At 70.6% G+C, this 13,474-nt stretch carries 12 protein-coding genes; all 12 read left to right on the top strand.

Annotated features, from left to right (window positions below):
* Positions 1–18 precede the first annotated feature (18 nt).
* The 12 genes from OG844_RS03165 to OG844_RS03110 all read left to right on the top strand — a co-directional run bounded on the left by OG844_RS03165 (position 19) and on the right by OG844_RS03110 (position 13,459).
* Entirely contained in the window at positions 19–1,443 is a 1,425-nt protein-coding gene (locus OG844_RS03165) for an extracellular solute-binding protein (protein ID WP_406387945.1), read from the top strand.
* A gap of 88 nt (positions 1,444–1,531) precedes the next feature.
* Positions 1,532–2,491: a carbohydrate ABC transporter permease gene (locus OG844_RS03160; protein WP_406387944.1), complete on the top strand. Its 960-nt coding sequence runs from the start codon at positions 1,532–1,534 to the stop codon at positions 2,489–2,491.
* A 15-nt stretch (positions 2,492–2,506) separates the two neighbouring features.
* Positions 2,507–3,454, top strand: a complete 948-nt coding sequence (locus tag OG844_RS03155; RefSeq protein ID WP_351176996.1) for a carbohydrate ABC transporter permease — start codon at positions 2,507–2,509, stop codon at positions 3,452–3,454.
* A gap of 156 nt (positions 3,455–3,610) precedes the next feature.
* Positions 3,611–5,239, top strand: coding sequence for a glycoside hydrolase family 13 protein (locus OG844_RS03150; RefSeq protein ID WP_406387943.1), 1,629 nt, complete (start codon positions 3,611–3,613; stop codon positions 5,237–5,239).
* 94 nt (positions 5,240–5,333) lie between these two features.
* Complete coding sequence (locus tag OG844_RS03145) at positions 5,334–5,651, top strand: cupin (protein ID WP_351176990.1); 318 nt, start codon at positions 5,334–5,336, stop codon at positions 5,649–5,651.
* A 111-nt stretch (positions 5,652–5,762) separates the two neighbouring features.
* The gene (locus OG844_RS03140) at positions 5,763–6,656 is read left to right on the top strand and encodes a YihY/virulence factor BrkB family protein (RefSeq protein WP_406387942.1); all 894 of its coding nucleotides are present in this window, start codon (positions 5,763–5,765) and stop codon (positions 6,654–6,656) included.
* A 46-nt stretch (positions 6,657–6,702) separates the two neighbouring features.
* A complete protein-coding gene (locus OG844_RS03135; protein ID WP_406387940.1) occupies positions 6,703–7,347 on the top strand; it encodes a GNAT family N-acetyltransferase in 645 nt (214 codons plus the stop codon).
* A gap of 54 nt (positions 7,348–7,401) precedes the next feature.
* Positions 7,402–8,283 (top strand): ABC transporter substrate-binding protein, encoded by an 882-nt coding sequence (locus OG844_RS03130; protein ID WP_406387939.1) that lies wholly within the window; start codon positions 7,402–7,404, stop codon positions 8,281–8,283.
* A 67-nt stretch (positions 8,284–8,350) separates the two neighbouring features.
* Positions 8,351–9,061, top strand: coding sequence for a helix-turn-helix domain-containing protein (locus OG844_RS03125; RefSeq protein WP_406387938.1), 711 nt, complete (start codon positions 8,351–8,353; stop codon positions 9,059–9,061).
* On the top strand, positions 9,058–10,413 hold the full coding sequence (locus OG844_RS03120; protein ID WP_406387936.1) for an MFS transporter: 1,356 nt from the start codon (positions 9,058–9,060) through the stop codon (positions 10,411–10,413). Before OG844_RS03125 ends, OG844_RS03120 begins: the two co-directional genes overlap by 4 nt.
* A gap of 162 nt (positions 10,414–10,575) precedes the next feature.
* On the top strand, positions 10,576–11,523 hold the full coding sequence (locus OG844_RS03115) for a carbohydrate kinase (protein WP_406387935.1): 948 nt from the start codon (positions 10,576–10,578) through the stop codon (positions 11,521–11,523).
* 43 nt (positions 11,524–11,566) lie between these two features.
* Positions 11,567–13,459: an acyl-CoA dehydrogenase gene (locus OG844_RS03110; RefSeq protein ID WP_406387934.1), complete on the top strand. Its 1,893-nt coding sequence runs from the start codon at positions 11,567–11,569 to the stop codon at positions 13,457–13,459.
* Positions 13,460–13,474 lie beyond the last annotated feature (15 nt).

The raw sequence follows: 13,474 nt of genomic DNA, 5'->3' as shown, positions 1-13,474 counted from the left end.
GCCCGAAGGGGACCACCGATGAGAAGTGCTGGGTTCCGCCGTTCTCGCACACGTCGAACCTCCGCCGCCGCGCTCGTCACCGCGCTCGCGCTGACTGCCCTTGCCTCCTGTGGCACGAGCAGCAGCAACAGCGACGACGACAAGAGCGGTTCCGGCAGCGGCTCGTCCGATCCGTCAGCACCGCTGGACCCGAAGGCCAAGGTGACGCTGTCGATCGACTGCATGCCGCCGGCCGCGAAGGCCGCGGAGCTGCGCGAGTGGAAAGAGGACATCAAGGCGTTCGGCAAGATCTACCCGAACGTCACGATCAACGGAAAGTCCACGCCCGGACAGTGCCTGGAGCCGCCGCGCTTCACGGCGATGCTCAAGGGCAAGTCGCAGCCGGACGTGTTCTACGCCTACTTCACCGACCTGCAGCAGGTCCTGGACAACGACGGGGCGGAGGACATCTCGGCGTACGTCACCGACAAGTCCGTCCCCGCACTCAGGGACATCCAGCCCCAGGTGCTCGACGTGGCCCGCAAGGACGGCAAGCTCTACGCCCTGCCGACCAGCAACTACACCATGGGCCTGATCGTCAACCGGAAGCTGTTCACACAGGCCGGCCTGGACCCGAACACCCCGCCCTCGACCTGGGAAGAGGTCCGCGCGGCGAGCAAGAAGATCGCGGCGCTCGGCAAGGGCATCGCCGGCTTCGGCGAGTACAGCGCGGGCAACAACGGCGGGTGGCACTTCGCCGCGACGCAGTACGGCCTCGGCGGTGACGTGGTCGACGCCAGTGGCAATAAGGCGGCCTTCAACGACGAGAAGGGCAAGCAGGTCCTCCAGCAGCTGCACGACATGCGCTGGAAGGACAACAGCATGGGCCAGACCCAGCTGCTGAAGTGGGGCGATCTGCAGAAGCAGATATCCACCGACAAGCTCGGCATGTTCCTTGCCGCGCCCGACGACATCGCGTACATGGTCCAGCAACTCGGAGCCGAGTACGAGAACTTCGGGATCGGTCCGATCCCCGGCGCGCAGGGAACCCTCTTCGGCGGCAACAACTACATGATCAAGAAGGGCAGTTCGCCCGACAAGATCAAGGCGGCCGTCGCCTGGCTGAACTTCAAGAACCTCTCGCCCGGCAAGGGCCAGTTCGACTGGGCCCGCACCAAGGCCGACCAGCTGCCCGTCGGGCTGCCGCAGCCGAACTTCTTCACCGGTGAGAGCAAGGCCAAGGACGACGCCAGTCGCGTCGCCAACGCGACGATGCCCATCGAGAACTTCAAGGCCTTCATGGACAACCCCGTCCAGGGCAAGGCCGAGCCGCCGAAGGCCCAGGAGATCTACAAGATCCTCGACGTCGCGATGTCTGGAGTCCTGACCAACAAGGACGCCGACATCGACAAGCTGCTCTCCACCGCTGAGCAGCAGGTCAATCAGGTTCTGGCGAACCAGTAACGGACGCGCGGGGCCGGGTCACGCGGACCCGGCCCCGCAATCCCGACCGTCCGACTGCGAGCGACTGCACCGGCACCGAGGAGACACCATGTCGGCCCCCACCCTGTCCACGAGCAAGGCGAGCCCGCCACCGCCCGGACACCCCCGCCCCGCCCGGCCGGACTTCCCCCGCGAGGAGTTCGTGCGCGCCCTGCGCCGCAACATATCCGCGCACGGCTTCCTGATCGGCGCGGTCCTCTGCTTCTCGTTCTTCTCCTGGTACCCGATGGTCCGGGAGTTCTTCCTGGCCTTCCAGAAGACCGAGGACGGACGCACGACCTGGGCCGGCTGGTCCAACCTGAGCTACGTCTTCAACGACCCGGCCTTCTGGCAGGCCTGGCGCAACACCCTGCTCTTCACCGTCCTGGCCCTCGTGCTGGGCTTCGCGGTCCCGTTCGTCATCGCCGTCGTGCTCAACGAGTTCCGGCACGCGCAGGGATACCTGCGGCTGCTGGTCTACCTGCCGGTCATGCTGCCGCCGGTCGCCTCCGTACTGCTCTTCAAGTACTTCTACGACCCCGGCTACGGACTCTTCAACCGGATCCTGGAATTCCTCCATCTCCCCGCCCAGCAATGGCTCCAGGACCCCGACACCTCCATGCTCTCCGTCGTCATCGCGGCGACCTGGATGAACATGGGCGGAGCCACCCTCATCTACCTCGCCGCGCTCCAGGGCATCCCCGGCGAGCTGTACGAGGCGGCGGAACTCGACGGGGCCGGACTGCTGCGCAAGATCTGGCACGTCACCATTCCGCAGACCCGGCTCATCCTGTCGCTGCTGCTGCTCATGCAGATCATCGCGACGATGCAGGTGTTCACAGAGCCCTTCCTGCTCACCAACGGAGCGGGTCCCGAAGGCTCCACCACGACGGTCGTCTACCTCATCTACCAGTACGCCTTCAATTTCAACAACTACGGCAGCGCGGCGGCTCTCGGACTCGTCCTGCTCGTCGTACTCGCGGGCTTCTCCGCGGTGTACGTACGGCTCAGCCGCAACAGCGAAGACTAGGACGGGAGTACGAGGATGGCATCGAACACGCTTGTCTCCCGGCGAGGTACCGGCGGGCGCAGGGGAGGCCCCCGCGAGTCGGACCTCGGCCGCCAGCGGACCCTGATCTCGCCCGCCCAACTGGGCCGCCCCCGCGGCAAGGTCCTCTACTGGGTCATCTTCGCCGTGGTGATCGCCGCCTTCACCATCGCATTCCTCGGGCCCCTGTACTGGATGGTCACCGGGGGGCTCAAGACCACGCAGGAAGTCGTACAGAGCCCGCCCACGGCCTTCCCCACCTCGGTCCACACGGAGAACTACTCCCAGGCGTGGAACGTGATGGACCTGTCCCGGCTGCTCTTCAACACCCTGTACTACGCGTTCGGCGCGCTGGCCTTCCAGCTGATCTTCGACGTCGCCGCCGCCTACTCGCTCTCCAAGCTGCGGCCGGTCTTCGGCAAGGTCATTCTCGGCATGATGCTCGCCACCCTGATGATCCCGGCGACCGTCCTCGTCGTACCGCAGTACCTCACCGTGCTCGACGTGCCGATCTTTGAGCGCAACCTGCTCAACTCGCCGTGGGCGATCTGGCTGCCGTCGGTCACGAACGCCTTCAACATCTTCCTGCTGAAGCGGTTCTTCGACTCGATCCCACGCGAACTGCTGGACGCCGCCGCCATCGACGGAGCCTCACCCCTGCGCACCCTGCGCTCCGTGGTGCTGCCGATCTCCCGGCCGATCCTCGGCGTCGTCTCCATCTTCGCCGTCGTCGGAGTCTGGAAGGACTTCCTCTGGCCGATGCTCACCCTGCCCGACCCGAGCAAGCAGACGCTCAACGTGGGCATCTACTCCCTGGCCAGCGGAGTCCCGGAGAACGTCCTCATCGCCGCGCTCACCATCGCGTCCGTCCCGACGCTGCTGATCTTCCTTCTCTTCCAGCGCAACATCATGAGCGGTCTCACCGCGGGCGGCCTCAAGGGCTAGGGATTCTCGTCCGGATCACGATCCCGCCTGATCCGGACGGAAGACCCCAGCAGCACCCCTGCCGCCCCCCACCAGCACTCCGCCGCCGGCCATCCCACCACGCGCCCCGTGTCCGGGGCCGGCGGCGGAGTACCACCTGCCCGAAAGGAACGCCACGTGGCAGCCATCCGTCCGACCGAGGCCACCGCAACCTGGTGGCGCGACGCCGCCATCTACCAGATCTACGTACGCAGCTTCGCCGACGGCGACGGAGACGGCACCGGCGATCTCGCGGGAGTACGGGCCAGGCTGCCCTACCTCGTGGAGCTGGGTGTGGACGCCCTCTGGTTCACCCCCTGGTATCTCTCGCCCCTGGCCGACGGCGGCTACGACGTCGCCGACTACCGCGTCATCGACCCCGCCTTCGGTCATCTCGCCGAAGCCGAGAAGCTGATCGCCGAGGCCCGTGCACTGGGCATACGCACCCTCATCGACATCGTTCCGAACCACGTCTCCGACCGGCACAGCTGGTTCCGGGCGGCTCTCGCGGCGGGCCCCGGCAGCCCCGAGCGCGATCTCTTCCACTTCATGCCAGGACGCGGTGAGAACGGTGAGATCCCGCCCAACGACTGGGTGTCCGAATTCGGCGGCACCCCCTGGACCAGGCTCGACGACGGCCAGTGGTACCTCCACCTGTTCGCTCCCGAGCAGCCCGACCTCAACTGGGCACACCCGGCCGTCCGCCAGGAGCACGAGGACGTACTGCGCTTCTGGTTCGAACGGGGAGTGGCGGGCGTACGCATCGACTCGGCGGCCCTGCTGGCCAAGGACCCGGCACTGCCGGACTTCACCAAGGGCGTCGACCCCCACCCGTACATCGACCGCGACGAACTCCACGGCATCTACCGCGCCTGGCGTGCGATCGCCGACGAGTACGAGGGCATCTTCGTCGGCGAGGTATGGCTTCCCGACTCCGAGCGCTTCGCCCGCTACCTGCGGCCCGACGAGCTGCACACCGCCTTCAACTTCAACTTCCTGGCCTGCCCCTGGGACGCCCGGCTGCTGCGTACCGCGATCGACGACACCCTCGCCGAGCACGCGCCGGTCGGCGCCCCCGCGACCTGGGTGCTGTGCAACCACGACGTGACACGCACCGTGACCCGGTACGGACGCGAGGACACCGGGTTCGACTTCGCCGCCAAGGTCTTCGGCACCCCCACGGATCTGGAACTCGGTACCCGCAGGGCCCGGGCCGCCGCCCTGCTCTCGCTCGCACTGCCCGGCGCCGTCTACCTGTACCAGGGCGAGGAGCTCGGCCTTCCGGAAGCCGACATCCCGCAGGCGCGGATCCAGGACCCCATGCACCTGCGCTCCGGCGGGATCGACCCCGGCCGCGACGGCTGCCGGGTGCCGCTGCCGTGGGCCGAACAGGAACCGCACGCCGGATTCGGGTCCGCGGACGAACCCTGGCTGCCGCAGCCGGCCTCCTGGCCGTCGTACGCCGCCGATCGCCAGAACCGCGATCCCGGCTCGATGCTCAACCTGTACCGCGAAGCCCTGAGTCTGCGCCGCAGCGAACCCGGATTCGCCGCAGCCGCCGCGGAAACGGCGGACGGCCGGCTGAACTGGCTGCCCTCGGAACCCGGGGTGCTCGCCTTCACCCGGGCCCACGGCCTGATCTGCGCCGTCAACCTGTCCGGGGCTCCGGTGCCGCTCCCCGACCACACCGAGGTGCTGCTGACCAGTGCTCCGCTGGACGGCTCCGGCCTGCTGCCCAGTGACGCGGCGGCCTGGCTGCGGAGCTGATACCGCCACCGGGCCGGGCCGTCACCGTACGCATCGGTGGCGGCCCGGCCCGAGGCGGATAGCGGGGGAGCGGAGGCTGCGGCACAGTGGTCGTATGGATGATCTCAACGCTCTCGCCGACGAGCACCTGACCGCAGCCCGCGCCAGCGCGCACGGGCGCAGCGCGCACCTGCTGCTGCGGCAGGAACCGCTGCGGCAGACGGTGATCGCACTCACCTCGGGATCCGCCCTCGACGAGCACAACGCACCCCCCGCCGCCTCGCTCCAGGTACTGCGCGGCCGGGTCCGGCTCACCGCCGCCTCCGGGGACGTGGAACTGACCACGGGCGGGCTGCACCCGATTCCCCAGGAACGGCACGGGCTGCTGGCACTCGAGGACGCCGTGGTGCTGCTGACAGCTGTCAACGACTGAGCGCCCAGGAATACACCTGCGATACGGAGGCATGAGAGAAAGGTGGCAGCCGGGCCGTTCTCCGACGCCGTCCGGCCCGCCGATTCTTCCTTCGTCCCCCGGAGTACCAGCGTGCCCAGCAGGACCGACGCCCCCGCCGCGGACAGCACCGCGCCCCCTTCCGGGCGGGCCGCACCGAGCTGGCGCACCGCCTTGCGCCGTACTCCCCTCTCGCTCTGGAACGACGACCTCTCCGACTGGGCAGCGGCCCTCACGTACTACGCCATCCTCGCCCTGCTCCCGGCGCTCCTGGTCACGGTGTCCGTCATCGGCCTCGCGAGCCCCGGCGCCACCAACGCCCTGATCATCGACATCACGGCCTTCGCGCCCGCCGAGTCCGGAGCGGCGCTGCGCCAGCCCCTGGAGGCGGCCACCCACGAGCGCACCGCCGTCTGGCTCCTCGTGGCCACCGGGAGCGTCAGCGCCGTGTGGTCGGCCTCCAGCTACCTGGCGGTCTTCCGCAGAGCGCTGCACGCCATGCACGACGTGAAGGACACCAGGCCCGCCCTGCGCCAGGCGCACATCATCGTGGCGTCCGCGATCGGACTGCTCGTCCTGCTGATGGCCAGCGCGTTCGCCCTGGTCCTCACCGGTCCGCTGGCCCGCTGGTTCGGGGAACGGACTGGCCTGACCCACGCCGGTGAGACTGTCTGGGCGGTCCTCAAGTGGCCCGTGCTGCTCTGCCTGGTCGCCTGTCTGATCCTGGTCCTCTTCAGCACCGGTCCGCGTACCGCCCGGGGCGTCCGGCGCGGGCTGCCGGGCGGAGTGCTCGCGGCGTTCCTGTGGCTGTTCGCGTCGGCCGGATTCGCTCTGTACGCCACCCACATCGGCAGCTACAGCCGGCTGTACGGTTCGCTGGCCGGTCTGGTCGTCTTCCTGATCTGGATCTGGTTCACCAATCTGGCACTTCTGGCCGGTGCCCAGTTCAACGTCGAACTCGGGCGCTTGAAGGGCGGCGACAGCTGAGGGCAAAGCCCTTGTGGGAGCGCTCCCAAATAGGCAGGATGGGGCGATGACCCAGGCAGCGCACGTACGTCCCTACCGACCCGGCGACCGTGAGGCCCTTGCGGAGATCTGCATCCGCACAGCGGACAACGGCGGTGACTCCCGGCATCTGTACCCCGATCCGGAGCTGATGCCGGCGCTGTTCGCGGCGCCCTACGCGTACCTCGAACCCGAGCTGACGTTCGTCCTGGACGACGGGTCCGGGCAGGCGGTCGGCTACATCCTGGGGACCGCGGACACCCGGCAGTTCGTGGACGCGTTCCGCAAGGTCTGGCTCCCGCTGGTGACGGAACGCTTCCCCCGGCCCGACGGAACGCCGAGCACCTCCGTCGAGGAGATGACCGCGCTTCTCTACAACCCCGAACGCATGATCCTTCCCGAGCTGGACGGACATCCGGCGCATCTGCACATCGACCTGCTGCCGCCCTGGCAGCGCAAGGGGCACGGGAGGGAGCTGATGGGCACCTTCCTGGACGCGCTCCACTCCAAGGGGGTCCCGGCCGTCCATCTGTCGATGCTGGTGGCGAACACCCCGGCCAGGGCCTTCTACGACCGCCTCGGATTCCGTGAGATCGAGGTCCCCGATCCGGGGCCACTCGCCTATGTGGGACGTTCCACCGAGGGGTGTGGCGACGACCGGCTGGGCAGGTAGTCAGCTGCGAGCCCGGGTGAGGGCCGAGGCAGCCGGTACGGAGGAGTGAGAGACGTGACGGAGCAGAGTGCGTGGAGGTTCGCGGACGACCGGGGGCAGCAGCTGGCGGCGGAGCGGCGCCCTTCGCGCGTGCTCGCCTACGTCCAGGCCGGAGCGACGCTGTGGGACTACGGTGTGCGCCCGGAGGGGATCTTCGGTTCCGGCCATGACGGTACGGCGCCCGACCGGGCGAAGACCGGCACGCTCCCGCTGGACACCGTCGACTACCGGGGTGCGGGCGCGGGCCTGGACGTGGAGACCCTCTTACGCGGACGGCCGGACCTGGTCGTCGCCGTCAGCTACGGCCACGGACAGGTCTACGGGCTGGACCCGGACGCCGCCAAGCAGTTGGAGGGGCGGGTACCGGTCGCCGTGATCGACGTGGGTCAGGCGCGCACGCTGGACCGCACAGCCGAACGGTTCGCCGAGCTGGCCCGCTCGCTCGGCGGCGCACCGGTCCCGGGTGTCGCCGAGGACCTGGAAGCCGCCAGGGCGCGGCTGCGCGCCGTGGCCGGAGCCGTTCCCGGCGGCCCGAGGGTGGTGGCACTGTCCCCGGCCGGCCAGGAGCAGGCCCACATCGCCCGCCCGCCGATGTGGCCCGAGCTGCGGGTGCTGGCCGAGCTGGGGGTCAACCTCGTGTCACCGGCCGCGGGCGGGGGAGTCAACTGGTCCACCACGGACTGGGGCCGGGCGGCGGAATTCCGGCCGGACGTCGTCCTCGCGGACGTCCGGTCGAACGCGACCCCGCTCGGTGAGATCGGTGCACCGGACTGGCGGGCGGCCACGGAGGCGGTGTGGATCGTCCCGTGGAACCCGGAGCCCTTGTGCAGTCCCCAAGCCCATGCCCGCTTCCTCGCGCTGGTGGCGGACGCCCTGGAGGGGGCGCGGAACGACTGAACAGGTTTCCCAAAAATATTCTGCAAAAATACTTTGGGAAAGTGCGGATCTCATCTAGCCTGCTGCCATGGACAGCGACGGCTCACCCCGAAAACTCGATCCCGCGCAGGACTCGGCAGCGCTGAAGGCGCTCACCCACCCGCTGCGTCTCCGGCTGCTCGGCCTGCTGCGGCAGCACGGTCCGGCCACCGCGAGCGAGCTGGCGGTCAGGACGGGAGAGTCGTCGGCGTCGACCAGCTACCACCTGCGCGTGCTGGCCAGGTACGCGTTCGTCGCGGAGGCTGAGCACCGGGACGGCCGCGAGCGACGGTGGCAGGCCGTGCACGCCGTCACCTCGTGGAGCAACGATGGGATGCTGGCCACGTCAGAGGGCCGGGCGGTGCTGGGCACGTTCTGGCGTCGCTCGCTCGAGCACCTGCAGCAATCGGTGGTCCAGCACGAGGCGGACATCGAGGACGGCAGGCTGGGGGAGGAGTGGCACGAGCCCTCCGGTGTCAGCGACCTGATGCTCCGACTGACACCGGAATCCCTGAGAGAGCTCTGGGACGCGTTCGAAGCCAAGGTGGCGGAGCTGAACGCCCGGGACGAGCACGATCCGAGGGCCGAGCAGGTCGTGCTGGTCACGGCCGGACTCCCGCTGGCGGCGAGCGAACCCACGTCACCTGAGTCCGCGAATCCCCTCACCGCGGACCTCCGCTCCGACCGCGACACACGTACCGGCGGCACTCGCGCCGACGTCACGTCCGAGGCCGGCCCGCGCTCCCAGGGCACCTCATGACCCGGCCCGCGCCCGCCACCGCGCGCACCGGGCTGGACGAACGCACCGCGCGGCGCCGCTTCGTCACGGTGTCGTTCCTGTTCTGGCTGCCGGCCGGCCTGACCGCCGCGCCCATGGTTCTGCTCTTCACCGAACGAGGCCTGGCCCTCGCCGCCGTGGCCGCGGCCTTCGCCGCACACTCCCTCACCGCCGCCGCCCTGGAACTCCCCACCGGCGGGCTCTCCGACGTCATCGGGCGCCGTACCGTCCTGGCCGGCGCCGGAATCCTCAACGTGTGCGCCCTCACCCTCATAGGACTCGGAACGGCCGGCTGGGTCCTCGCCCTCGGCATGGCGCTGATGGGCGCGGGCCGGGCCCTGTCCAGCGGACCGGCCGAAGCCTGGTACGTCGACACCGTGCACGCCCGCTCCGGCCCCGACACCGACCTGCGCACGGGACTGGCGCGCGGCGGCGCCGCGTCCTCGGCCGCCATGGCACTCGGCATGATGCTCGGCGGCGCGCTGCCCTGGCTGCTCGGCCTCGGCCCGGACTTCGGCGCCCGGCTGCGCGCGTACACCTCCGACCTCGTACTGCCGCTCTCCGTCCCCGTCCTCCTGGGTGTGGCCGTCGAGACCGTCTTCGTCCTCTACGCCCTCACCGCACTGCCCGAACCTCCCCGCCCCCGGGCCACCCTGCGGGGTGTGCTGCGCGGTGTTCCGGAGGCCATCGGCGCGGGTCTGAGGCTCGGCGCCCGGGACACGCTGATCCGCCGCATCCTGATGACCGCGGGCGCCGCCGGCACCGCGCTGGCCGCACTCGAACTGCTCACGCCCGGCCGCGCCGCAGCCATCACCGGAGCCTCCGAGTCCGGGGCGGTGCTCTTCGCGGGACTGGCAGCCGTCGGGTTCGTCTGCTCGGCAGTCGGCAGTCAGATCGCCCCGCTCGTCGCCCGGTTCGCGGGCGGGAGCGAGCGTGCGGTCCTGGCGAGTCTCGCGGCGAGTGCCACCGGTCTCCTGATGCTCGCAGCGACCGTGTCCTTCACCGGGGCGGCCGCCCTGACCTTGGCCGTCGCCGGATACGCCCTGGTGTACCTGGGGCTCGGGGCCGCCGGTCCCAGCGAGAACGACCTCCTGCACCGCCGCGTCGACACCTCGGGCCGAGCGACGGCCCTTTCCGTGCAGTCACTCTCGTTGCAGCTCGTCGGGGCGGCCGGAGGGCTGGTCACGGGTGTGCTGCCCGCAGGCCCCCTGCCCTGGCTGCTCGGTGCCACGGCGCTGCTGGCAGGCGCCCTGCTGTGGGTCCGTCGCGCCGCCGGCCCTGCCGTACGGCTCAGCGGCCGGCCGGGACCCGTCACGGGAGACGGCATCGGCTGACGTCCGCACGCACCGCCGCGCGTGAGGGACGCCCCTGGTGTCGGTACCGGGCGCGGGGTCTCCCGGAACCCTCCGCGCACGAGGCAGAATCGGCGGCAGCGTGTCCGCCGACCACCGCGTGCCGGACACTCCCGCCCGGCGCCACTCCTGGAGATCCTCCTCATGCTCGACAGACTCGCTCTGCTGGTCATCGGCGAATGCGTCGCCGACATCGTCCGGGAGCCGGGCGCGGCAGACCGCGTCCACGCGGGCGGCAGCCCCGCGAACGTCGCATACGGTCTGGCCCGCCTGGGCCGGAGCACCACGCTCCTCACCCAGCTCGGCCAGGACGTGAACGGACGGCTCATCCGGGACCATCTGGCATCGGCAGGCGTCCGTGTGCACACCGACGGGCGCGGCGCGCCCACACCGTCCGCCGCCGTCACCCTGGACGACGCGGGGCGGGCCTCGTACACCTTCGAGATCACCTGGTCACTGGCCCCGGTGACGCCGGAGCGGCCGCCGCAGCATGTGCACACCGGGTCGATCGCCGCCGTCGTCGAGCCGGGGGCCGGTACGGTCCTGGCCACCGTCGAAGCACTCCGGGCGACCGCGACCGTCAGCTACGACCCGAATGTGCGCCCTGAGCTGATGGGAGACCACACCGAGGCCGTACGCAGGGTCGAACGCTGTGTCGCCCTCAGCGACGTGGTCAAGGCGAGCGACGAGGACCTGGCGTGGCTGTACCCGGGTGAGACACCGGAGGAGACCGCCGGGCGGTGGCTGCGCTCCGGTCCTGCGGTCGTCCTCGTCACGCGGGGAGCCGAAGGGGCGCTGGCGGTTCTCCCCGGTGCGACGGTGAAGGTCGACGCGGTGCCCGTCCGGGTCGTCGACACCGTGGGAGCGGGTGACGCGTTCATGTCCGGCACGCTGCACAGCCTGGCTGCGCACGGACTGCTCGGAGAGGGCGGCCGCGCGCGGCTGCGTTCACTGGACACCGGGACGCTGGGCGACGTGCTGCGCCACGCGGCGGCATCGGCCGCCGTGACCGTCGCACGGGCCGGTGCCCTTCCGCCCGATGTGGAGGAGCTGGCGGCGGGACTGACCGGGGCACCTGTCCCCAAGGCCTGACAACGCCGGTGTCCTCCCGCCCGCCCCGGTCGTTTAGTCCTTCATGACCGTGACCCTTACCGACACCGTTAAACCGTCCACGGCCGATCTGCTGACCGGCGTCGTCCTCGGCGCGGACTTCCGCCGGGAGCACGGCTTCTGGCGGCGGCTGATCGGTACAGAACCGTTCCGCCGCCCCGCGGGCGGTACGCCCGAAGAGCGTCTCGCCCTCGCCTACGACCGGCTGCGCATCCTCAACCGCTCCCTCGACAGCGGAGCCCGCCTCGCAGCCGACCCGCGCGCGCTGGCCGCCCTGCACGAATGGCTGGGCCCGGTGGACCCCGCGCTCACCACCGTGGCGGGCATCCACTACAGCCTCTTCCTCGGCAGTCTCCTCGACCACGACGCAGGCACGGACCGCGATCTGTCCGACTTCCTGGGGATGCGGCGCATCGGCACGTTCCTCTGTACGGAGGTGGCGCACGGCAACGACGCGGCCTCCCTGGAGACCACCGCGACGTACGACCGTGAGCGGGACGGGTTCGTCCTGCGCACCCCGAACGCGGGGGCGCAGAAGTTCATGCCCAACACCAGCCCGGCGGGCGGACCGAAGACCGGTCTCGTCGCCGCACGTCTCCTCGCCGACGGTAAGGACCACGGCGTCCACCTCTTCCTGGTGCCGCTCACCGACGACGTACAGGCTCTTCCAGGGGTACGGATCCGGCGGTTGCCGGCCCGGATGGGCAGCCCCGTGGACCACTGCCTGACCTCGTTCGACCGGCTGTTCGTCGGGCGGGACGCCCTGCTGGGGGAAGGGAGGGGACTCGGCGGGGACGGCGAGGTCAGCAGCACCCCCGCCGACCGGCGGCGCCGCTTCCTGACATCCATCGGCCGTGTGACCCCGGGGCGGATCTCCATGAGCGCCTGCGCGGCCGGCTCCGCCCGCGCCACGCTTGCGGTAGCCGTCCGCTACGGCAGCCATCGCATGGTCTCCGGCGCCCGGGGCGCCGGGCAGATTCCGGTGAACGCCCACCGGACCCACCACGGGCCGCTCGCCTCGGCGATGGCCACCGTCTTCGCCATGAGTCTGCTGCACCGCAGGGCACTCGACCGGTGGGAGCGCCGCACCGACGCGGACAGGGCGGAGGCGGAGCGCCTGGTGGCCGTCGCCAAGGGGTGGATCACCTGGCAGGCCCGCTCGGTCATCGTCGAGTGCCGTGAACGCTGCGGGGCGCAGGCACTGTTGGAGAACAACGGCATGACGGAGCTGGTCACCGGAATCGAAGGTGCCATCACGGCGGAGGGCGACAACCTCGCCGTCCACGCCAAGGCGGCGGCCGACATGGTCTTCGCCCCCGAACCCGCCTCCGTGGACCCCTCGCAGGACGCGGCGGACGGGACCGGCGACACCCCGGCCGACCGGACCCCCGGTGAGCTGGCCGACCCCCGGTTCCTCGGCAGGCTCCTCGACGCGGTGGAGGACATCTGGTTCGCCCGGGCCAGGAAACGCGCGCTCCGGGCAGCGCACGGCGACCCCCTCGCGCGGTGGAACGCGGCCTCCGGAGCCGCACTGCGCGGGGTCGAGGCCCACGCGTACAGACAGGCGGCCGAAGGCTACGCCGAGGCGCTGACAACGCTCCCCGAGGGCGCCGCCCGGGAGCGGCTGGCCGAACTGGAGCGGCTTTTCGCCCTCCAGTGGGTGGCCCGCAACAGCGGGGACCTGCTGGCGGCAGGTCACCTGACCCCCCAGCAGGTCGACGAACTGCCCGAAGCCACCGAGGAACTGATCGCAGCCGTCGCCGCACACGCACCCGAACTGGTCGAGTCCTTCGCGCTGCCGGAAGAGCTGCTCGCCGACTGGCCGATCGCGGGACCGGACTACGCCGACGCGTACGACGACGCGAAGGGCCCCTGGCACCAGGGGTCCGCCGAGCCGTCGCCGCCCGCCGCGCCGTGAGCGACCGACGGGCCG

The organism is Streptomyces sp. NBC_00887 (assembly GCF_045207585.1).
The sequence above is the reverse complement of the archived record's forward strand: the minus strand, read 5'-3'. Positions and strand labels throughout refer to the sequence as shown.